At 36.7% G+C, this 20,570-nt stretch carries 20 protein-coding genes and 2 pseudogenes; 10 read left to right on the top strand and 12 right to left on the bottom strand.

The genetic code is table 11. From position 1 onward, the window contains the following. The first annotated feature begins 149 nt into the window (after nucleotides 1-149). From H4J52_RS00280 to greB, 3 genes are all read left to right on the top strand, one after another. Nucleotides 150-2,999, top strand: a complete 2,850-nt coding sequence (locus tag H4J52_RS00280) for a pitrilysin family protein (RefSeq protein ID WP_259366648.1) — start codon at nucleotides 150-152, stop codon at nucleotides 2,997-2,999. A 399-nt stretch (nucleotides 3,000-3,398) separates the two neighbouring features. Further along, a complete protein-coding gene (locus tag H4J52_RS00285; RefSeq protein ID WP_182224064.1) occupies nucleotides 3,399-4,118 on the top strand; it encodes a helix-turn-helix domain-containing protein in 720 nt (239 codons plus the stop codon). Between the two features lie 86 nt (nucleotides 4,119-4,204). Continuing rightward, complete coding sequence (gene greB / locus H4J52_RS00290) at nucleotides 4,205-4,678, top strand: transcription elongation factor GreB (protein WP_182180385.1); 474 nt, start codon at nucleotides 4,205-4,207, stop codon at nucleotides 4,676-4,678. Between the two features lie 305 nt (nucleotides 4,679-4,983). On the opposite strand, the gene H4J52_RS19730 is transcribed toward greB, so the two are convergent. Both H4J52_RS19730 and H4J52_RS19735 read right to left on the bottom strand, forming a co-directional pair. After that, nucleotides 4,984-5,529 (bottom strand): peptidylprolyl isomerase, encoded by a 546-nt coding sequence (locus H4J52_RS19730; RefSeq protein ID WP_259367794.1) that lies wholly within the window; start codon nucleotides 5,527-5,529, stop codon nucleotides 4,984-4,986. Nucleotides 5,530-5,531: 2 nt separating this feature from the next. Beyond that, nucleotides 5,532-5,840: a peptidylprolyl isomerase gene (locus H4J52_RS19735; RefSeq protein ID WP_259367795.1), complete on the bottom strand. Its 309-nt coding sequence runs from the start codon at nucleotides 5,838-5,840 to the stop codon at nucleotides 5,532-5,534. A gap of 115 nt (nucleotides 5,841-5,955) precedes the next feature. Here H4J52_RS19735 and H4J52_RS00300 point away from each other — a divergent pair, with 115 nt between their 5' ends. Together H4J52_RS00300 and H4J52_RS00305 are read left to right on the top strand one after the other, a co-directional pair. After that, nucleotides 5,956-6,666: a DUF445 domain-containing protein gene (locus tag H4J52_RS00300; RefSeq protein ID WP_182180389.1), complete on the top strand. Its 711-nt coding sequence runs from the start codon at nucleotides 5,956-5,958 to the stop codon at nucleotides 6,664-6,666. Between the two features lie 256 nt (nucleotides 6,667-6,922). Next, nucleotides 6,923-8,110, top strand: coding sequence for an amino acid aminotransferase (locus H4J52_RS00305; protein WP_182180391.1), 1,188 nt, complete (start codon nucleotides 6,923-6,925; stop codon nucleotides 8,108-8,110). A 141-nt stretch (nucleotides 8,111-8,251) separates the two neighbouring features. On the opposite strand, the gene H4J52_RS00310 is transcribed toward H4J52_RS00305, so the two are convergent. After that, nucleotides 8,252-8,863 carry a DUF952 domain-containing protein gene (locus tag H4J52_RS00310; protein WP_182180393.1) on the bottom strand — a complete coding sequence of 204 codons (612 nt, stop codon included), beginning with the start codon at nucleotides 8,861-8,863 and terminating at the stop codon, nucleotides 8,252-8,254. 218 nt (nucleotides 8,864-9,081) lie between these two features. On the opposite strand from H4J52_RS00310, the gene glpE reads away from it, so the two are divergent. Continuing rightward, nucleotides 9,082-9,411 carry a thiosulfate sulfurtransferase GlpE gene (glpE, locus tag H4J52_RS00315; protein WP_404851966.1) on the top strand — a complete coding sequence of 110 codons (330 nt, stop codon included), beginning with the start codon at nucleotides 9,082-9,084 and terminating at the stop codon, nucleotides 9,409-9,411. A gap of 13 nt (nucleotides 9,412-9,424) precedes the next feature. Beyond that, the gene (gene glpG / locus H4J52_RS00320; RefSeq protein WP_182180395.1) at nucleotides 9,425-10,297 is read left to right on the top strand and encodes a rhomboid family intramembrane serine protease GlpG; all 873 of its coding nucleotides are present in this window, start codon (nucleotides 9,425-9,427) and stop codon (nucleotides 10,295-10,297) included. A gap of 52 nt (nucleotides 10,298-10,349) precedes the next feature. Here the strand turns inward: glpG and H4J52_RS00325 are convergent, their stop codons facing one another. Beyond that, nucleotides 10,350-10,742, bottom strand: coding sequence for a flagellar basal body-associated FliL family protein (locus H4J52_RS00325; RefSeq protein ID WP_182180397.1), 393 nt, complete (start codon nucleotides 10,740-10,742; stop codon nucleotides 10,350-10,352). Between the two features lie 237 nt (nucleotides 10,743-10,979). Here H4J52_RS00325 and H4J52_RS00330 point away from each other — a divergent pair, with 237 nt between their 5' ends. Then, entirely contained in the window at nucleotides 10,980-11,570 is a 591-nt protein-coding gene (locus H4J52_RS00330) for a chorismate lyase (protein ID WP_182180399.1), read from the top strand. Between the two features lie 455 nt (nucleotides 11,571-12,025). After that, the gene (gene ubiA, locus H4J52_RS00335) at nucleotides 12,026-12,889 is read left to right on the top strand and encodes a 4-hydroxybenzoate octaprenyltransferase (RefSeq protein WP_182180401.1); all 864 of its coding nucleotides are present in this window, start codon (nucleotides 12,026-12,028) and stop codon (nucleotides 12,887-12,889) included. A 94-nt stretch (nucleotides 12,890-12,983) separates the two neighbouring features. On the opposite strand, the gene plsB is transcribed toward ubiA, so the two are convergent. Next, a complete protein-coding gene (plsB, locus tag H4J52_RS00340; RefSeq protein WP_182180404.1) occupies nucleotides 12,984-15,425 on the bottom strand; it encodes a glycerol-3-phosphate 1-O-acyltransferase PlsB in 2,442 nt (813 codons plus the stop codon). Nucleotides 15,426-15,549: 124 nt separating this feature from the next. On the opposite strand from plsB, the gene H4J52_RS00345 reads away from it, so the two are divergent. After that, complete coding sequence (locus H4J52_RS00345; RefSeq protein ID WP_182180406.1) at nucleotides 15,550-16,035, top strand: NYN domain-containing protein; 486 nt, start codon at nucleotides 15,550-15,552, stop codon at nucleotides 16,033-16,035. Nucleotides 16,036-16,185: 150 nt separating this feature from the next. On the opposite strand, the gene H4J52_RS19740 is transcribed toward H4J52_RS00345, so the two are convergent. The 7 genes and pseudogenes from H4J52_RS19740 to H4J52_RS19750 form a co-directional block, all read right to left on the bottom strand. Continuing rightward, entirely contained in the window at nucleotides 16,186-16,515 is a 330-nt protein-coding gene (locus H4J52_RS19740; protein WP_259366647.1) for a hypothetical protein, read from the bottom strand. Between the two features lie 105 nt (nucleotides 16,516-16,620). Then, nucleotides 16,621-16,713: pseudogene (locus H4J52_RS20345) on the bottom strand (type IV pilin protein); the annotation flags it as partial. A gap of 112 nt (nucleotides 16,714-16,825) precedes the next feature. Further along, nucleotides 16,826-18,274, bottom strand: coding sequence for a response regulator (locus H4J52_RS00355; RefSeq protein WP_182224065.1), 1,449 nt, complete (start codon nucleotides 18,272-18,274; stop codon nucleotides 16,826-16,828). Between the two features lie 557 nt (nucleotides 18,275-18,831). Continuing rightward, nucleotides 18,832-19,041, bottom strand: a complete 210-nt coding sequence (locus tag H4J52_RS00360) for a fatty acid cis/trans isomerase (RefSeq protein WP_182223452.1) — start codon at nucleotides 19,039-19,041, stop codon at nucleotides 18,832-18,834. Continuing rightward, entirely contained in the window at nucleotides 19,041-19,184 is a 144-nt protein-coding gene (locus H4J52_RS20350; protein ID WP_182180508.1) for a fatty acid cis/trans isomerase, read from the bottom strand. Before H4J52_RS20350 ends, H4J52_RS00360 begins: the two co-directional genes overlap by 1 nt. A 164-nt stretch (nucleotides 19,185-19,348) precedes the next feature. Then, complete coding sequence (locus H4J52_RS00370; protein ID WP_182180412.1) at nucleotides 19,349-19,702, bottom strand: fatty acid cis/trans isomerase; 354 nt, start codon at nucleotides 19,700-19,702, stop codon at nucleotides 19,349-19,351. Nucleotides 19,703-19,725: 23 nt separating this feature from the next. Further along, nucleotides 19,726-20,034 (bottom strand): annotated as a pseudogene (locus H4J52_RS19750) (fatty acid cis/trans isomerase). Between the last annotated feature and the right edge of the window lie 536 nt (nucleotides 20,035-20,570).

The following is a 20,570-nucleotide window of genomic DNA, read 5'->3' on the forward strand; positions in this document are numbered from 1 at the left end:
AGTGTTCAAAGCGTGAAGGGTTAACAAAGAAGTAACAAAGTATTACTAAAATGAAATATCATTGGCAAAGGAACTAAGCAAATAATATATTGTACGTAACTATTGGCGCTGATTCTCAGTGCTAGGAAAAATCCGCTAAGGAGCATAAATTGAAAAAATGGAGCATCCCACTGCTATTAACTTGTTTAGCAGCCTGTGAACAAACCACCCCAATAACGACAATGGCTGAATCGACATTACCAGCAGGTGTTAGTTTTGTTGAGCAAGTAAAGGCAGAAGCGGGTAAAACCGTTATTCCTTATCAAAAATATACACTAAGCAATGGTTTGACAGTGATCCTTCATCAAGATGCTTCTGACCCATTAGTTCATGTCGATATGACCTACCATGTAGGTTCAGGTCGTGAAGAATTAGGTAAATCAGGTTTTGCACATTTTTTTGAACATATGATGTTTCAAGGCTCTGAAAACGTAGCTGATGAGCAACACTTTAAAATAATTACCGAAGCTGGTGGTACCTTAAATGGTACAACCAATAGTGATCGTACGAATTATTTTCAAACGGTTCCTGCTAACCAATTAGAAAAAATGTTGTGGTTAGAGTCTGACCGTATGGGGTTTTTAGTTGATGCGGTAACACAAGAAAAATTTGAAGTGCAACGCGAAACAGTAAAAAATGAGCGCGGTCAACGTGTTGATAACCGACCATATGGGCAATTAAATGAACGTGTTTCAGAAACACTATACCCAGCAGGTCATCCATATTCATGGCCAGTCATTGGTTTTATGGATGATTTAAATCGTGTCAATGTTAACGATTTAAAAGCTTTTTTCTTAAAATGGTATGGTCCTAATAATGCAACATTAACCATTGGTGGTGATATTGATGCTATGGCAACACTTGCGCTTGTCGAGCAATACTTTGGTTCAATACCTCGTGGCCCTGAAACGAGCATGCCTGAAAAACCTACATTTAGCCTAAACGAAGATCGTTATATTTCAATGGAAGACAATGTTCACTTACCTTTAGTTTATATGTCTTATCCAACCGTTTCTGTTCGCCATGAAGATGAAGCGCCGCTTGATGTTTTATCAAGTATTTTAGGTGGTGGTAAAACGTCACTGCTTTATAAAAATTTAGTTAAAAATCAACTTGCTGTTCAAGCTTCTGTAGGTCATCCGTGTGCAGAATTAGCCTGTACATTTACCTTGTTAGCTTTACCACATCCGGCATCAGGCAAGACTTTAGCCGATATTGAAAAAGTTATTCGCGACAGTTTAGTCGAATTTGAAGAGCGTGGTGTTCAAGACGATGATTTAGCGAAAGTTAAAGCAAGTATGGAAGCAAGCTTCATTTTTGGTCTGCAAAGTGTTGCCGGTAAAGTAAGTACACTTGCTGCTAACCAAACATTTAAAGGTGACCCCAACTATATTGAACAAGATCTTGCTCGTTATGCCAATGTCACTAAAGCTGATGTTATGCGTGTCTTTAAAAAGTACATTAAAGATCAACATGGTGTGATTATGAGTATCGTGCCAAAAGGTAAACTTGATTTAATTGCAGCGAAAGATAATTTCACTCCAGCACCACGTAGTCAAGGTGAAGCATCAAAAACTTCAGCAGACAGTTTAGTCGTGCGTAAAGCTCAAGATAATTTTGACCGGAGTAAAATGCCGATATCAGGTGCTAATAAAGCGGTATCTGTACCTACAATGTGGAACAAAACATTAGCTAATGGTATTAAAGTACTGGGTACGCAAAGCATTGAAACGCCAACGACATCACTCTTGTTAAAAATTCCTGCGGGTCATTACTACGCTGATAAAGAGAAAGCGGGTGTTGTTTCTTTATTGGCAAGCGTATTGAACGAATCGACCACCAAACGTAGTGCAGAAGATATGAGTAATGAGCTGCAAAAATTAGGTAGCTCAATAGCTATCTATGCAGGTACTCAATACCTTAATGTTAATGTGAGTACGTTAACAAAAAATCTTGATGCAACAATGGCGTTAGTTAACGAAAAACTTATGCACCCAGCATTTCTTGATGCAGAATTCGCTCGTAATAAGAGTAATGCTATTCAGGGCGCAATTAACAGTAAGAAAGATGCAGGTTACTTAGCAACAACCGCTTATCGTCAATTACTGCAAGCTGATAACATTGCGGCTACTTCAAGCCAAGGTTCAGAGCAAAGCATCAATAATGTGATGTTGGCTGATGTTAAAGCTTTTTATCAACAGCAAGTTAAACCGGCTAATAGTCAGTTAATTGTCGTATCAGACCTTAAAGAAAAAGCGTTAGTTAAATCACTTAATGTGTTTTCAGCATGGCAAGGAAAAGGAAAAAGCTTAGTATTATCGCTGGCTAATCCAACAGCAAAAACAGGTGTTATTTATTTAGTTAATAAAGAAGGCGCAGCACAATCAGCCATTCGTATCGGTAAACGTTCTATTACACAAGATATTACTGGTGAATATTACAAGTCATACTTAATGAACTTTCCATTAGGCGGTGCTTTTAATAGCCGTATTAACTTAAATCTTCGCGAAGATAAAGGTTATACCTATGGTGCTCGTTCAGGCTTTAGCGCCGACAAGTTTTCTGGTACTTTTACCGCTTCAGCTGAAGTTCGTGCTGATGTTACTGATAAATCAATTGTTGAGTTTGTTAACGAAATAAAGGGGTATCAAGCTGAAGGTATTACGGCTGAAGAACTCAGTTTTATGCGTAATGCTATTAACCAACAAGATGCTTTGGAATATGAAACACCCCGCGCAAAGTTAAGTTTTTTAGCACAAATCTTAGAACATGATTTAACGGCAAGCTTTGTTAAGGAACGCGCTGAAATTGTTAAAATGATCAGTGCAGACGAAATCAATGCACTAGCGAAAAAGCACCTAAACTTAGCGGATATGTTAATGGTTGTTGTGGGTGATGCTAAAACATTAAAACCACAACTTGAAGCATTAGGTTATGAAGTGGTTAGTTACGAAATCTAAAATAACCGTGATTATGTTATGAAAATTGTGAATATTTCATAACGAATACCAAAAGCCTTAACTTTGGAAAAAGTTAAGGCTTTTTTATGCCAGTATGTTGCGATGGCAAGGAGCTATGATGTTCAAAAAGTCTTTCTCAGACATCCTGCCTTCAAGGCATTAGTGCATCCTTGCACGTCAACGGTCATAATAAATACTCTGCTTACCCATGAGGTATGGTTTGTTTAGATAAATAAGTATCTATTGATAATTATTCCTTAACTAGATGGCTAGTATTCATCATATTCTTCAATATGTTTTCATATTCATCTTTCTATTCCTGATATGATAGCCAAGAATTCGCTATGAAATTCACGACTTATGTGAATGTTTACTTAAAACGGATTAAAGGAAACAAACATGAAACTTGGCGATAAAATAAAACAATTACGTAATGATGCAGAGTTAACTCAACCTGAATTAGCAGAAAAAGCACAAATAGAACAATCGTATTTATCAAAACTTGAAAATGAAAAGGGTACCCCTTCTTTTGCAGTGATTGAAAAAATAGCGAACGCTTTTGATCTAACTGGTATGGCATTGATAGAAAGTTTAGACATTAGTTACGTACAAGAGCAGCTTACACATATTCCAGAAATAGCAGTTCAGGCAGCGGAAAAAAGTCGGTTAGAAGAAGAGAAAATTAAAAAGTGGTACTTACAAGGAGTATTGTTAATTGTCTTTGGCATTGCTTTATATTTCATTGGGACTCGCGGAATTTTTATTTCTAAAAACCTCTATGAATATTCTTCGGCTGGTTTTATTGAGGTAGGTGAGCCGTTAGAAAGATATAAGACCTCACTTATTGGTATTATTAATGAAAATGACGAAGAGTTTGATCTTCGTATTAAGGAAAATCGTAAGCGCTTAAATGAAGTGCAATTAAAAGAGAGTTTCTACAGAGGAGATAGTTTTGTTGAATCTTATGGAGAAAAAAGACGTTACTTTGAACTAACTAAAGAGAAATTCTATAGTAGCATTTACCCAAAATCCAATGATGTTATAGCGTTACTAGGCATAATGTCATTTATTTCAGGGTGGTTTTTAATGTTCTTTATTTATCGTTTTACTCGTAAATAAAATCGATTTTTATCACTGTCATCTTTTCTAGTCAGTTCAGTTTAATCCTGTCACAATAAATGCTCGGTAAATAGTGGGTTAAAAGTATGAAACGAAGTAATTACATTACCCGCCAAGGCTGGGACTGCTTAGATAAAGAGTTGAAATATTTATGGAAAGAAGAACGTCCTCTTATTACTAGATCAGTTTCTGAAGCTGCGGCTCAAGGCGATAGAAGTGAAAATGCCGAGTATATTTATGGTAAGAGACGTTTACGCGAAATTGATCGGCGAGTACGTTTTTTAGTTAAACGTACCGAAGACTTAACCATTGTTTATTATGATCCTAAGCAAGAAGGAAAAGTGTATTTTGGGGCCAGGGTAACACTTGTCAATGAAGACGATAAAGAAGTGACTTATCGCGTTGTTGGTCCTGATGAGTGGGATGTGAAAAAAGGTGAAATTAGCCTCGACTCTCCTATGGCGAGAGCGCTTATCGGAAAAAGGGTTGATGATGAAGTCGTCGTACAAACGCCTGAAGGTGAACGTATTTTTGATATTGTAAAAATTTGGTACAAATAATATCAAACGCAATTTTGGTTACATCGTTAATGCGCTAAGCGGTTAATGTAAAATTAAAATTAAAATTAACAGACAGTCACCATTTATTCGATTCATTAAACGTAATAGTCCATCAAGATCATTCACAATTTTATTCCATAATTCCAAGGGGTTAATTGTTGTATTTTATATTTTTACTGGTGGGTAGCCAAACAGGGTTAATCAACGAATAGATTAATTAAATAGCCGTGAATAGGCTTAAAGAAATGAGCGTGTGTGGAGGTAGATAATACACACTCATAATTGTCATGGTATAAATCGCTATTCTATTTTGCTATACGGCTTAGTACGGGGGTTTGACAAACATCTAATACCGGTGGAGGTTTTTTGTAGAAAAAAGCATTCTCACGCTTTTTGCGTTTTTCGATCATGTCACTATAGGCGGGGTGTTCAGTATTTTGTACCTGTAATAATATTTGTTTTTCTTTGGGAACATCACTCATCATTTGCATACTGAGCATCGGCGTAAAATCTTTTTTATTAACCGGAATATCACCTTCAATCACCGATGTTCTTGTGACCGCTTGTATATTATTCATGCCATAAACTACGCGACCAAATACGGTCATAATACGATCTAAGTAACGTGTGGCTTGACCATTCACTATATAAAAGTGGCTTGAAGCAGAGTCAGCTTCATTACCACGAGCCATTGCTACCACCCCTGGGCAATGTGTTAGCCAAGCTTTTTTCTCGCTGGGATTATGTGCTAAAGAAAAACCGTCTTTAAAACCGGTTTGTTCGGCGAATAAGTCATTGTTTTGAATTTTAGTGAACTGCCAATTTTTATCGGTAGTAAAATCACCTTCCATTTTTAATATTGGTACAGATTTATCAGCAGGGCTGCCATCGTCAGGCCCTCATTGAGCGACAAAACCATCGATAACACGATAAATTTATTGCCGTTATAATGACCTGATTTAACGAGCTTTATAAACTGTTTAACATGCGTAGGAGAAAACTGTGGAGCAAGTTCAATGACTACTTTCCCATGGGGGAGTATTAACAATACTGTTTTTTTTACGTCTAATGACCGCCATTCATTTTCTAGGTCGTTGTTGTCTGCAAAAGCAGTAAAACTAGCAAGTAAGCTACTGATCGCTAAAATAACGATGATCTTCATAACGTGTCCTTCATTTTTATTATTTACATCTCACTATACAGCAAAAGACTTGGCGCAAAACCATGCAATTGTTAACATAGCGCGATAGAAACTTACGTAAATTTTGGGGTACTCAGTGAATAAAAGCTTTATGACCAATATCATCGCCTTGCTTGCCACTTTAGCGGGTTATTTTTTCGAGCAACCTTTACTTTTTACGATTGGTTTATTTGCTTTGTCAGGTGCATTTACCAATTGGATTGCCATACATATGCTTTTTGAAAAAGTGCCTTTTTTATATGGTTCTGGTGTTATTCCAGCACGCTTTGAAGATTTTAAAAAGGCAATTAAAGAGCTAATGATGGAACAGTTTTTTACTGAAGAAAATATTGACCGATTTTTATCCGGTGGTTCGGGTGGTGTCGCGTCTTTAGATTTAAGTCCCGTTATTGAAAAAATAGATTTAAATCCAGCTTTTGATGATTTAGTTGATGTGATTGAGAAATCATCGTTTGGCGGTATGTTAGCCATGGTTGGAGGTAGTGAAGCGTTGCAGCCTTTAAGGCAACCATTTATTGAAAAAATGAAAGTTACTGTCGGTAAAATTTCACAAAGTGAGGCGTTTAATAATATCCTCAAAGATGAGTTAGAGCAGCCAAGTGTGATAGCTGACATGCGTGAAAAAGTGAGTGAAATAATTGATCAAAGATTAAATGAACTTACGCCACAGCTTGTAAAGGAAATTATCCAAGCGATGATCCGCAAACACTTAGGTTGGCTTGTTGTCTGGGGGGGCATATTTGGTGGTGTTATTGGCTTTATCGCCGCTGTTACTAATAATTTCTAAGATTTTATACTCCACTTTACCGCAACGAATTCTGTATGGAATTCGTTGCGAAACTTTTTACCATAAACAACAAAATTGTCCTTGTTATTCCTTAGTCCCTTTTGTGCTATTGGTTGATGCAATTTATTAGTTTAAACGCTTTAATTTTCACCTTATTGGGGCTATGCTTGCGCTTTAAACATAGGGATTTATTTCTCTTGTTGAGCGACATCGTTCAATTAAGAAAATTCCGTCATTGAATAAGGTAACTGGAGACATGTTTGGTAGCTTAAAGGCTTTGCCTGCCGATCCTATTTTAGGCTTGTTGGCTAAATATCGTGAAGACTCAAACCCACATAAAATTGATTTAGGTGTGGGTGTTTATAAAAATGAAGCGGGTCATACGGCTATTTTAGATTGTGTGAAAGCAGCTGAAAAATATCGTAACGATCACGAAGATACCAAAGTATATATTGGTCCGACAGGTTCTCCTGTATTCAATGAAGAAATGAGCAAGTTAATTTTCGGTCATCATAAAGTGCTTATCGAAAATAGAGCGCGCACTGTTTCTACTCCAGGCGGAACAGGTGCACTGCGTGTTGCTGCTGAATTTATTAAATCGTGTAAAGCTGGCGCTACCATTTGGGTAAGTAATCCAACGTGGGCGAACCATACCGGTTTATTTGAAGCGGCTGGTCTAACGGTTAAAACTTACCCGTATTACGACCATGAAAACAAATCGCTTGATTTCGACGGTATGTTAGCAGCATTAAAAGAAGTTAGCAGCGATGATGCAGTGCTATTACATGCCTGTTGTCATAACCCAAGTGGTATGGACTTAAACAATGAACAATGGCAGCAAGTGGTTGAAGTGGCTAAAGATGTTGGTTTCTTACCGCTAGTTGATATGGCTTACCAGGGTTTTGGTATTGGCTTAGATGAAGATGCTTACGGTCTACGTTTAATGGCTGAAAACGTCAAAGAAATGATTGTCTGCAGTTCATGTTCTAAAAACTTTGGTTTATACCGTGAGCGTATTGGTGGTTGTACTATTATTGGTGAATCCTCAGCCGCAGTAGATGTTGCTCAGTCAGTATTGCTTTATGTTATTCGTGTTATTTACTCTATGCCGCCAGCACATGGCGCGGCATTAGTTGAAACAATTTTAAGTTCTGATGAATTACGTACACAGTGGCATGCAGAATTAAAAGTAATGCGTGACCGTATTAATGGAAATCGTCAATTACTCGTTGATAAATTAGTAGAAAACGGTGTTACTCGCGACTTTAGCTTTATTACTCGTCAAATGGGTATGTTCTCATTCTTGGGGATTACTCTGGAGCAAGTGCAACAATTGCAAGACGAATACAGTATTTATATGGTCGGTTCAAGCCGTATGAGTATTGCGGGTATTGCTAATAGTAATGTTGATTACTTGGCACAATCTATCGCGAAAGTATTGTAGGTTCCTTATTTTGTAAGCGTTAAAGTTTTTAATATGCTAAACGCTTGATAAAATATTAAAAGCCAAAACATGAAAATGTTTTGGTTTTTTTGTTTTAGGGCATGGTTAAATAAAGAAGTCTTTTTGTTTTACTTTTAGTCACTAAAGCTGAAATTTTCCCTCTTCATTAAGCGATATTTCTTCAATCGCGGTGACAGCATTCATATTTAATGGTCCATATATATGAGGGTATAAACCACCGGTTGCAGGTTCCCATTTTACTTCAGGTAATATTAATTTTTTATCAACAATCAAGATAAGTGGCTGAACTTTATCTTTATAATACTTATTGGCAAGACGGTTTAATTGACTTTTTGGCGTCGCATGAATAAAGCCTTCACTGGCTAATGAGTCACGTATTAGTTTACCTTCGGTTAGCGCTTGCTGATATTCAGCTTGTGAAGATAACAAGTAAATGTAGTGATCACTGAGCCCGGCATACATGCGAATAAAAGTGCTAGTGAGCGTTTGTTGCTCATCTTTTTGATAGAGGTAGTCAACACGAAATATCCCTTTAATATTGTTATTTTCAATAGACTGACTAACAATGCTAATTTCTGCCCGAGCAGTCCAATCAATATTTGTTAACCAGACAGGAACATCACCAGCGAGATGTTGATGACCCTTTCGTTCAAAAGCATAGGTTTTTCCGCGCACTAATTCTGTGTAATCATCTGAACGTAGAATGGAATTGTTTGCTATTTTAAAGCCCATGAGGTTTCCTGTATATCATTGCATTTAGTGAGAGTGATGAACGTATTAGTCGTCTATATTACCGATAAGTACACAAGCTTTAAATGGCAAACAGCAAAGAATGTTTTTATAGGGTAAGACCCATGACCAATCAATATGTACTTTCCTGTGTTTTGAATAGTAACGGCTAGATATAAAATTATGCTACATTAACGGCGTAAATTTTAGGGAAATAAAAAATGACTGAACAAACAAATTTTAAACATATGCAACTTGCCACTTTACACGAAAGTTTAAGTGAAAAAACACACGTTGTTGTCGATATTCGTGACGCTGCTTCTTTTCAAGCAAACCATATTCCTGGCGCCATTCATTTGAGTAATGAAAACTTTGCTGACTTCATTCGTGAAGCTGACTTAGATGCGCCCGTTGTTGTTTGTTGTTATCACGGTATTTCTAGCCAACAGGCTGCAGGTTTTCTAATTAGCCAAGACTTTACTGAAGTGTATTCACTTGATGGTGGTTTTACTGATTGGCAGTTACGTTTTCCACAAGATGTAGAACACTAAATGGTTGCGCATAATGTCGGAATCTAATTCAACTGATGATCTAAGCCCGTTAGTACAAGTTAAGCAGCATAATATTGCTTTGTTGTTTGCAAATTACTTAACCAGTTTAGATATTGACGCGAAAGTACAGAAGCATGACAGTGATTTTGTTATTTACTGCGCAGCGACTAAGGTCAATCAAGCAAAAGAAATTTTTGCAGAATTTATTGACAATCCTTACCAAGAAAAATATCAGCAAGCCGCATGGCAAACAGGTGAACTCGCGCAAGTTCAGGATAATTCGCCGTCATTAATCACAAGTTTTAAGCAGCAATTTCTTGCTCATGCGGGCGGGGTAACCTTAACGGTCTTTGCAGTGTGTTGGTTAGTTTTTGTGATGAGTTTGTTGGGTTTTTCACAGCCTATCTTTCAGCGATTACATTTTTATCCTGAGTTAACGCTTGATGCTTTTTTCGACTCGCCATTACGGTTATTAGGCCCAGCACTGTTTCATTTCTCATGGTTGCATATTGTCTTTAATACCATGTGGTGGTGGCAATTAGGTGGCAGTGTAGAACGTGTCTTAGGTAAAGGAGCGCTCATTAATTTATTTTTGATCACCGCTCTTGTTTCTAACCTGGGTCAGTTTATGGTTTCAGGCCCTAATTTTGGTGGCCTGTCGGGCGTTGTTTATGGCTTAGTGGGTTATGTTTGGTGGTATGGCTGGCTTGCACCTGAAAAAGGCTTAATGATTTCTAAACCTATTATTGGTTTTTTACTTTTTTGGCTTTTACTGGGATACGCAGATCTTCTCCCGATTAATATGGCAAATACAGCGCATTTATTAGGTTTAGTTAGTGGGTGTTTACTCGCAGCAGTAAATATTTTATTAATGAAACGACGTTAATTACGCAATGGAAACCGTAGGTCAACTTTACAGATCTACGGCGTTTTTTATTTTAGTTGTCTAACCACTGAGTGAAAAGTAACTTTTTAATTAATGGCTTACCTGTTTCTATCGTTAAAAGGTTTTTCACTTTTTCTTCACATAAACGCTGAATTTCATGGCGACCATTAATCGATTTTACTTTCGCTTCAGGCTGTTGGCCAATAATAGTAATAATTGCATCGCGTAGTAAGGGAGCGTGATGCTCTACCGTTTCATAGTTTGAAGAGTCTTCAATCATCAATTCAACAGTGAGACGAACGTATCCTAGCTTCTTTTTGACGGCTACATAGTTAGTGATAATAGCGGGTTCAAAGCCAAAATAAGCATAATCTGCTGCTTTAACTGAAGATAAAGGCAAAGAGAATGATAATAATGTCGCGAATATTAATAAGGTTTTTTTCATTTTGCCGCTCTAATTAACTGGAGAATTGAAAATACTATCGACTATAATACAATGAATCTTTAGCTTTTATTAGCAAATTTATTCGCTTTATTTTTTTTAGTACTCAAAGTACTTATCAACCACCAATTAAAACTCACTTTATATGCTTCTAAATTACCTGCGGCATAAACAAAACAAAACAATACTGATATGATGTGCAGGTTATTGTTTAATAAAAATAGTTATTAATTAGTTGTTATGAGCCAATCGCATCCATTATTCCCCATTACGATCAATACTACATGGCAGTCTCCTTTAGGTGTTTCACTTAATGATACTTTATTAAGCTGGTTACTCGACCCAAGCTCGTTAACGGCTCGATTAAGTCAATGCTGCCAACAGTTTCGTGTTGAAGTTTTGGGACAAGAAATTCAATTATGCTCAGAAGATGAATCAACAGCTGATATTAGCGTTGGTGAGCAAGTATTAGTGCGTGAGGTTTTGTTATATTGCGATGACATGCCCCAAGTCTTTGCGCGTAGTTTATTACCCTTGAAAAGTTTAACCGGTGAAGAACAGCAATTAGCGCACTTGGGTAACCAGTCGTTAGGGCAAGTACTCTTTAGCAAACAAGATTTATATCGTAAATGTATTGAAATTTCAGCTTTTTCACCAGACAGTGCTGTGGCTAAACTCGCTCAACAACTTGGATTACCAACTCAAAGCCTGCTTTGGGGGCGTCGTTCAACGTTTATGCTACACCGTAAGCCTTTAATGGTTGCTGAAATATTTTTGCCAAATGCCTTTGCATACCAATCTAATAAACCACAAGAAATAAAAGAGTCATAGGAAAAAACATGACTAGCTTGGTTGCAGACAAGTGGCAGGGTATTGTAAAAATAACTCGTGCTGATAAACCTTTTAGGGTCACTTATTTATTTTTGCTTAATCGCTTTTTGTGTCAATGATATCGTTGTGCTCATTTACTTAAATCATAGGAAAAAACATGACTAGCTTGGTTGCAGATAAGTGGCTGGGTATTGTAAAAATAACTCGTGCTGATAAACCTTTTATGGTCACTTATTTATTTTTGCTTAATCGCTTTTTGTGTCAATGATATCGTTGTGCTCATTTACTTAAATCATAGGAAAAAACATGACTAGCTTGGTTGCAGACAAGTGGCAGGGTATTGTAAAAATAACTCGTGCTGATAAACCTTTTATGGTCACTTATTTATTTTTACTTAATCGCTTTTTGTGTCAATGATATCGTTGTGCTCATTTACTTAAATCATAGGAAAAAACATGACTAGCTTGGTTGCAGACAAGTGGCAGGGTATTGTAAAAATAACTCGTGCTGATAAACCCATCGGCACTTATTTACTGTTATGGCCAACTTATTGGGCATTATGGATTGCTGGCGATGGTTTTCCAACATTACATTGGTTAGTTGTATTTACCTTGGGGGTTTTTGTAATGCGCAGTGCTGGCTGTGTTATTAATGACTGGGCTGATCGAAAAGTAGACGGACAAGTAAAGCGTACTCAGAATCGGCCGTTGGTTACAGGTTTGCTGACACCTAATGATGCGTTATCGATATTTGGTTTACTCATCGGTATTGCGCTTGGTTTAGTTTTAACACTAAGCTGGTACACCATTCAGCTTTCAGCTGTCGCGGTGCTACTCGCAGCAAGCTATCCTTTTATGAAGCGCTATACCCAATTACCTCAGGTCGTACTCGGTGCTGCGTTCAGCTGGGGAATGATTATGGCGTTCGCTGAAGGTATGGGAGAAATACCCACCGTTGCTTGGCTACTTTTTAGTGCTAACGTATTATGGACGGTGGCTTACGATACTATGTATGCGATGGTAGACCGCGATGACGATTTAAAAATTGGTGTTAAATCCACCGCTATTTTATTTGGTCAGCACGACAAACGCATTATTTTATTTCTTCAGTTAGCCACATTGGCGTTGTTAATGAGTGTGGGTGAAATACTCGCCTTTGGTTGGCCCTTTCAAGTAAGCCTTATAGTCGCAGCAGGGTTTTTCTGTTACCAACAAATTTTAATTGTGAATAGAGAACGTGATAAATGCTTTCAAGCTTTTTTGAATAATCATTACGTCGGATTAGTGGTTTTTATTGGTATATCAATAGAGTATTTGTAGCAAGGGGGTAAGTGAATCACTCAGTTGTGTTGTGTATTGTGTCATCCTAATGTTTATTAAAGATGACACAATACCCGGCCTTTTTATACTCTTGTTAACGAATAATACTTTGTAATACTTCAATGTCTATTAACTGAGTTACCGACGTTTTTAGTAACCCTAATGTACTACTATCAATAAGTTTATCGTTTTCATCTTTATTAATATAGCCTTGTTCAATCATGGCTTTAATTAAAATCCCTTGTGCTTTTTTATCAACAAATTCAGGAGCGTTAATATCATTTAATACCGATAATCGTTGAGCAATAGCAACAACTTTGTCTTCGAGATCATTTTTATTTATGGGTGACAATCGACTGATCAATGAACAAATAATAGTAAATCGCTGGACAGTTTCGTTAATACACTCACCAATTAGTCGAATATTACGGTTAAGTTCAATATCGTGTACAACACTATAAAACCCTGCTTTGCTTTGTGTAATAAGACCTTGGGCATATAAAAAATTTAATATTTGTTCTGTTTGTTGAACAACCTCGTCTTCGTCTTGCCATAAAAACAAATCTATTTTCACTAAGCTGATAATACGTTGAACTTGCATTAATAAAGTCTCTTTATTAATTTTACTGTGGCGCTCTAACAAACGACAAATAAGTGCAGGCAATATATAGCTATGTAAAATATTATTACGGTAGTAGCGCATTTCTAACGTTGCTGTTTCAGACAATGAAATAATGTCGCCGTAACTGTCTTGATTAACGGTCACTTTATTAAGTGAGATAACTTCGTCAAGGAGTTGCTGGCCATTTTCGCTAGGGATAGTCAGTTGTTCGCTATAAGGAGCACTGCGCTGTAAGTTTAAAAATAGATCGAGCTGACTGATCAATTCTGTTTTAGCAAGCGCCTTATTTTTACAAGCATGCAAGATAAGAGCAACAAGGGCGGTTCCGTTAATCGCAGCACTTTGATTAATATGCATCATCACTTGATCCGCTAGAATATTAACGCTGGGTGTTAACCAGGCTGGTTTTTGGGGATCGATAAGGTCAATGTCTTCTTTCCAGTTAGGTACCTGTTTATTTAAGAACTGGTTAATATTAATAGGTTCACCAAAATTTACAAACCCTTTACCGTAGTTTCGTAAGTTTTTAATGGCTTTAATAACCCCAAAGATAGACTCATTTTTTTTCTGGCTACCACTTAATTCTTTGTGGTATGTACCCACTTCCATAACATGTTCGTAACCTAAATAAACTGGCACTAAAGTTAATGGGCGGTCAATGCCACGCAGTAAACTTTGTATGGTCATCGCGAGCATACCTGTTTTAGGTGTCAATAAACGGCCTGTTCTACTACGTCCCCCTTCAGTATAGTATTTTACCGAATAGCCACGTTCAAATAATAAGCCTAAATATTCACGGAAAATCGTTGAATATAAGCGGTTACCTTTGAAGCTACGGCGAATGAAAAATGCGCCCGCTTTACGGAATATAGGGCCTGCGGGCCAAAAATTCAAATTAATACCCGCTGCAATTCTTGGCGTAACTAAACCTTCTTGAAAAATGACATAGGTGAGCAGTAAATAGTCCATATGACTACGGTGACAAGGTACATAAATAATTTCATGCCCTTCTTGAGCAAGATCTCTTAGCACTTTTGCATTATTGATGTTAATACCACTGTACAAGCGATTCCATAACCAATTTAAGATACGCGCACCTAGGCGGACCATGGAATCGCGGTAATCACCAGCAATTTCATCCATAATGGCGAGAGCTTGTTTCTTTATTTCATCTTCACTTGTCGCTTTGCTTTTTGCTTCATCACGAATCAGACGTTTTATTGAAGGGTTAGCTAATAGTGTGGCAAACATTTGTTGGCGATGCATTAACCTTGGGCCTGTTGTTGCAATGGTTTGGCGGTAAAAATGAAACCGAGCAATACGCATTAACTTTTGTGCGCTCGCTTGAGTTGTTCCATGCTTGTCTGCCATTAAACGAAACGAAATAGCTTCACTAAAACGTACAATAGAATTACGGCCTAAGAATAAAACAATGAAAAATTTACGTAACCAAGAAGGCGACTCTTGATCTGCTAACACTGTGCCAATATTGGCATTGTTATGTTCTTTGGTTGGAGTACGTCCCCAAATAACATGAGCGGGGATCAATTGGGCATCTAATGCTTCGTTTATGCTGTGTTGTTTTAATAATTCAAACCCTTGAGTTATTGCTTGGGTATGGCCGGCTTTTCGCCAACGAAATAGCGGCGTGGGCTTTTCTAAACACAATAAGCGTGAAAAATTTTGCTCGTTAATGGTTATCGGGCTGAGGGGATCAGGAAGCTTTAGGCTTTTACATGCTTTTCGTAATGCGAGAATATCACTGGCCGATTGATGACGAATAACATAAAACTGGGGTTGCTCAAGTTTTACTTCTTCTGACGCTAAATAGTTGTCAGGCATAATCTTGCTGCGTACGAGTAACTTTATAGGGAAACGTAATAAGAAATAGAATAGTAAACGTATGGCTGACATCGTATTTTTCTCTGGATTATTATACTTTTAGGCGTGTTTTTAATGGTAAGTTTATTGTAGCATGTTGCATCTAGTTTGTCGTATTGACGGCTATAACTCATATATTTCATCATCGAGTACTTAAATGACCACAAAACTTAACAGAATAGCTATCTTTGTAGATGTACAAAATATTTATTATACCACCCGTGATAGTTTTCAAAGGCAGTTTAACTACCGTAAGTTTTGGCAACAAATTAGTGAACAAGGCGATATTGTTATTGCGAATGCTTATGCTATTCAACGCAGCGATGATGCTCAACATAAATTTCAAAAAGCGTTAAAACACATTGGCTTTGAAGTAAAGCTCAAGCCTTTTATTCAGCGCAGAGATGGCTCAGCAAAAGGTGACTGGGACGTCGGAATTACGATTGATGTTCTGGAACATGCAGATAATGTTGACACGGTTATTTTATTATCAGGAGATGGCGATTTTGATTTACTGCTTAAAAAAGTTAAAGAGCGTTATGGTGTTAACACACAGGTTTATGGAGTGTCTGCTTTGACGGCTAATTCATTAATTAATGCAGCCGATGATTTTTTTCCAATTGATGACTGGTTGTTATTGTAGAAACGGTTATAAATACAATCAAAGTATAGTGGTCAGCAATAATAACCACTGGGAATCATCAGAGGAATACGACCAAGTATCAGCCTTATATGTAGTAAGTGTGTTAAGTAAGCAGGTAGACAATAGAACGTTTAGGTCGTGTTCTGTTGATTAACAACCATCATCAATCACATCGTATTTTGGACCTACTGTTTCATATTGTCTTTGGGTACATCTAAAGTTACCGTTGTCGTCACTGACTTGATTGTTACTATTGGCATCATAACCAATATAGACAAAGTTTACGTCTTGTTCTTCAAAGACCTTGCTACCAGAGAGTTTAAATAGATCTGAAACATTAACTTGTTTGTAGAGTTTATGATTATCAATGTAAGAGTGTAATAACCTTAAACCTGCAGTCGTGAGGTCAATCACGCCATTGCCATCTATGCCGATTAAATTAGCTTGGCCTGTCATAGGGAATGTGACATTGCTTGGCATTTTTGACTTTAAAAAGATCAAGCGATTTACGACCTTTGCACTCTCACTAAATTGGGTCAGTACCGCTATTTTTGCATCTTTTGATAAGTTGATAAATTTGGATAATGTCGCCGCAGACAGTATGCCTAATATTACGATGACTACGACTAATTCAATTAAAGTGAAACTTTTACTTCTCTTTATTGACTGGATACGAATGACTTACATATTGTCTTTTAACGATACTTGCTTAAGCGTTAAGTGATATGAGAAGTCGTAAACTTTAGCGGTATTAGGACAAATAATGAACTATTTTAGCGGTTGCCTTACATTAGTGGTTTGCACTTCTTGATAAAAATGATTTCTTAGGGACTTTAAAAAAATGTACATCTCCAGCACTTTTATGATGAACACCTAGAGAACCCTCGTATTCATTGATGATCTTTTGACAAAGTAATTGATTTAAAGATTCTGTTTGAAGTAAATTTTCAGGGAAGCCTTCTATGGTAAAAGGCGTAGTGGTTTTTTCTGAATTTGAAGAGGAAAGTGACGTATGCTCAACTTCAAAAACAATATCATCATTTTGTGAATAAAGCCTTATGTTAAGTTCTCCTCCGTTATGAGAGCGCAATACGGCATCATGGGTTAATTGGTTTATAACTTGACCAATTTGCTCAGGAACGGATAAATCTTTGATATCCTCATCAAGCGATTTATTCACTATAATGTTATGCAGTTTATCTCTGCTTGATTCTAGATATAGTTGTGTTGATATCATCGATTGTAATGAGTATGACTTTAATACGGATTTTTGCATGTAGCTTGAAACAGCAAAGTAACTTAATAAACTATCAAAGGTATTACTTAACTTCTCTTTGCATATCAGGCTGATTTCTTTAAAGGTATTGTATTGTTCTTTACTGACTTTTTTTTCTAATAAACAATCATTAATCGTTGTTAAAACGTAGATAGGATCAGATATTTCCTTAGAAAGGTTATTAACAATTTTTTTATAGTCACTTAAGGTGTGTTTGTCTTTATTTATTTTGTGGACATTAAAAATCAGTTTTCTAAGGGTTAAAGTAAAGAGTTCATTATCAAAAGGCTTAATAAAGACATCATCAGCACCATTAGTTAGGAATTTTATAGCACCATTTCTACTTCCGGTTAGGCCAATAAAAATAAATGGTCGGTTTAAAAACGTCTCTTTGATTTCCTGCATCAATTGGCAACCATCTTTACATGGCATTTCATAATCAAGTATCAGCATATTTACAGAAGGTGTTAACGTTAAACGCTCGATGACTTTTTCGCTGTTAAGCTCAATATCGTTGCGAATAAACTCGCTGCTTAATAAGTTGGCAACAATGCGACTATCGACTCTGGAGTCATCGACGACTAACGCATGCTGAAAGCGATAAATATCATGTTGCCGGATAAAACCATAAATAAGAGCCGTTAGCTCGCTATTATTTTCACTAACAACCATATCAATATAATGCGCTTTGGCTGTTCTTTCCATTTCAAAATTTAAATTATGGGTGATCAATAACGTTGGTACATTTTGCTTTAAGTCAAGCAGAGTCATACTGTCTTCATCTATTTTTTCAATATAAAAGATGAGGTAATCAGTATTTTTAATAGGGGGATCTAGCGGTTGGGTAATATTATCAGTAGTGAATAATTGGATGTTTCCTAAAGATTCAGCCTCCAATACTGGCAGCAAACTTTTATTGACATGCTCTGGTAAGTTTACTAAAAATATATTTGAATTCATCATAACCGTTCCCTGTAATAGATAAGTCCTTTGGTAAATAAAAACCATTAGTGCTCAATAACTATACTATGTTTTTCTATTTAGAGCAGTAGATGATGAAGTTTTTCTAAAATTTACTAGCGTCTCCTAAAAATTTTGTTTCATTATTGACGATTAACAGAGATATTTTTAGGAAATATCAACATATTCTATTGATGCAATTAGAACCGAACAATCAGGCACAGTTAAACTGGCTTATAGTATTTTACTGCAAACTGATATTCCGGTTAAAAAAGCATGATCAAAGTGGCGTTACCACTCAGGAATATAAAGTGAAGCAGATGATGAACTTTTTTTGAGTTTACCTTAGAATAGAAAGATAAAATTATTGACATTAATTTGAACTTATTGGAAAAATGGTGCTCTTATTACACGAGAGTTTATTTCCCTTAGTGTTTATGTTTTTATAAAGCGTTTCTTGGTCTCAAGAAACGCCTTTTTTTTGCTTTTTTTTCAGTAGAATTATTTTTTTAAACGGGTGTAATCTAACAAACCAAACTCAATACCTTACTCATTTTGAGTTATCGGTGCAATTTATCTGAAAATATCCAAAAGTCCTTATTCGTTTGTCTTATCGCGTAACGGGTTTTTAAATCAAAGTTATCGCTTTTTTTCATATTTTCAACAGCAACTTCTTGTGGGTTAATATTACAAAATGCTTTTGGATAAGTACCAATAGCACCTTTGGCTACGTTAAGTGTATCTTCTGTATAAACATCAAACCCTATCACTAATAAGTAGTGTATGCGCTCAAGTCATGCATAACCCAAGCAGATTTGGGAGGTTGCCTGAAAAATCCCTTAACGACAGAGGCGCTGTCAAAATGGCGAAAAATAGTCAGTGCAGCGTTAGGGTTATTATCACCACTCCAAATTCAATCCAGATCAATATTGACTGAGCGAAGATCAAGTTTTTCTATAAAAGCTTGTTTTTCTGAAACGTATTCTTTTTGTCGGCTTGCATACTCACGCCAATCTAAAATTGATAATACGCTACTGCTGGTTGCTGCAGGAAATGGTAATAACTTACTGTGTTCAACTAAAAATTTGTTGATACCAAAATATCAATCTTATTTGGATTTTCAAAGGCTAGCCAGAAGTGGTCTTCAATAACGGTGAGAGTAATTTTACTTCGACCAACAGGACCTTTAATAAAATTCATAATTGAGAATTGTGCTTCATCAAGCAAAAAGCGATAACGAGACTCAAGTGGCAGGGCTTGGAAGGTAATAAATGGATTTGATGCGTTTTGTATTTTGTACCCTGAAAGCTTATCTACGGTATAATCCTGGCTAAAAAATAGCGCTTTATAGCGAGTGAGTTTGGCAGAATCAAAACGATATGGCATGTGACGCTTGGCTAAAACAGCTGCTTTTTTTTCTGTAAACGACAATAAACACTTGCAACTTCAGGGTCTTAAAACGGATGGCGTGTCGTAATAATCTGTAGGGCTTGTGTGGATGGTGTCTTTGAACGAACGAGATTTAAAAAGCTTTGTTGTGTTGCATCAAAATATAAATTAGCTAGATATATATGTTCATAAAGATATCGGGCAACAAGCTGTTCTTTTTTTTAGTCACCCTTTAAAAAGACCTCACATTGTTCAACCATAACAAGTTCAGTCTTGGTTGGTGCAATGGCTGTCGGCATTTTTTCGCCTTTAGCTAACCATTGTGTTAATTGTTGATATTCATGGTCAGGTAAGTTGGGTAAAGCGTAGGGCATTTCTGCTGGCGGTTAAGGCTAACATCAAATACTTTAGATAAAATCATATTATCAGGTAATGGATTATTTCGTTTTAACTACAACATTTGAAACATAAGGCTGCTGGCTAAGTTTGCTTTTAGTGATTGCTGGCGTTCATGTAAAGTAGGATGAAATTCTTCGCTTCGCTATTGGTCAATTTTTTTAGGATTACCTTGAATATTTGTTAGGGGGATCGCTTGTAAATGTGTACTCCGTCATAAACGATAGTCCTCGTTCAATACCCACTTTGTTGTGGCGTTATATCCGCAGTCTTGGCGCGATTAATTGGGTTTGAAAAACCATAACGGTCATCAAGCTCAATAGAAGTGGTCGTTGCTCAACCAAAGATGAAGATGAAAAGTAATATTGATTTTGAAAAACGCATGAAAACCCTAAACAATAAAGTGTGCAGTTAGTTGCTGCTTAAGCGAGCAATTTTTATATAAATAGAACTTGAGGGTAAGTGCTTTTTATTCGATGTTCTTTATACCAATAAAATACAACTAGTACCGTTT

This window comes from Colwellia sp. MB02u-14 (assembly GCF_014076915.1).
Taxonomy (GTDB): domain Bacteria; phylum Pseudomonadota; class Gammaproteobacteria; order Enterobacterales; family Alteromonadaceae; genus Colwellia_A.

Coding starts and splice junctions, on each gene's coding strand:
- H4J52_RS19740 (WP_259366647.1), bottom strand. CDS start 16,515: ATGCCAAGCAATGTCACATTCCCTATGACAGGCCAAGCTAATTTAATC.
- glpG (WP_182180395.1), top strand. CDS start 9,425: ATGTCGGAATCTAATTCAACTGATGATCTAAGCCCGTTAGTACAAGTT.
- H4J52_RS00355 (WP_182224065.1), bottom strand. CDS start 18,274: ATGATGAATTCAAATATATTTTTAGTAAACTTACCAGAGCATGTCAAT.
- H4J52_RS19730 (WP_259367794.1), bottom strand. CDS start 5,529: ATGGAAGGTGATTTTACTACCGATAAAAATTGGCAGTTCACTAAAATT.
- glpE (WP_404851966.1), top strand. CDS start 9,082: ATGACTGAACAAACAAATTTTAAACATATGCAACTTGCCACTTTACAC.
- greB (WP_182180385.1), top strand. CDS start 4,205: ATGAAACGAAGTAATTACATTACCCGCCAAGGCTGGGACTGCTTAGAT.
- H4J52_RS00330 (WP_182180399.1), top strand. CDS start 10,980: ATGAGCCAATCGCATCCATTATTCCCCATTACGATCAATACTACATGG.
- H4J52_RS00345 (WP_182180406.1), top strand. CDS start 15,550: ATGACCACAAAACTTAACAGAATAGCTATCTTTGTAGATGTACAAAAT.
- H4J52_RS00285 (WP_182224064.1), top strand. CDS start 3,399: ATGAAACTTGGCGATAAAATAAAACAATTACGTAATGATGCAGAGTTA.
- H4J52_RS00305 (WP_182180391.1), top strand. CDS start 6,923: ATGTTTGGTAGCTTAAAGGCTTTGCCTGCCGATCCTATTTTAGGCTTG.
- H4J52_RS00325 (WP_182180397.1), bottom strand. CDS start 10,742: ATGAAAAAAACCTTATTAATATTCGCGACATTATTATCATTCTCTTTG.
- H4J52_RS19735 (WP_259367795.1), bottom strand. CDS start 5,840: ATGAAGATCATCGTTATTTTAGCGATCAGTAGCTTACTTGCTAGTTTT.
- plsB (WP_182180404.1), bottom strand. CDS start 15,425: ATGTCAGCCATACGTTTACTATTCTATTTCTTATTACGTTTCCCTATA.
- ubiA (WP_182180401.1), top strand. CDS start 12,026: ATGACTAGCTTGGTTGCAGACAAGTGGCAGGGTATTGTAAAAATAACT.
- H4J52_RS00310 (WP_182180393.1), bottom strand. CDS start 8,863: ATGGGCTTTAAAATAGCAAACAATTCCATTCTACGTTCAGATGATTAC.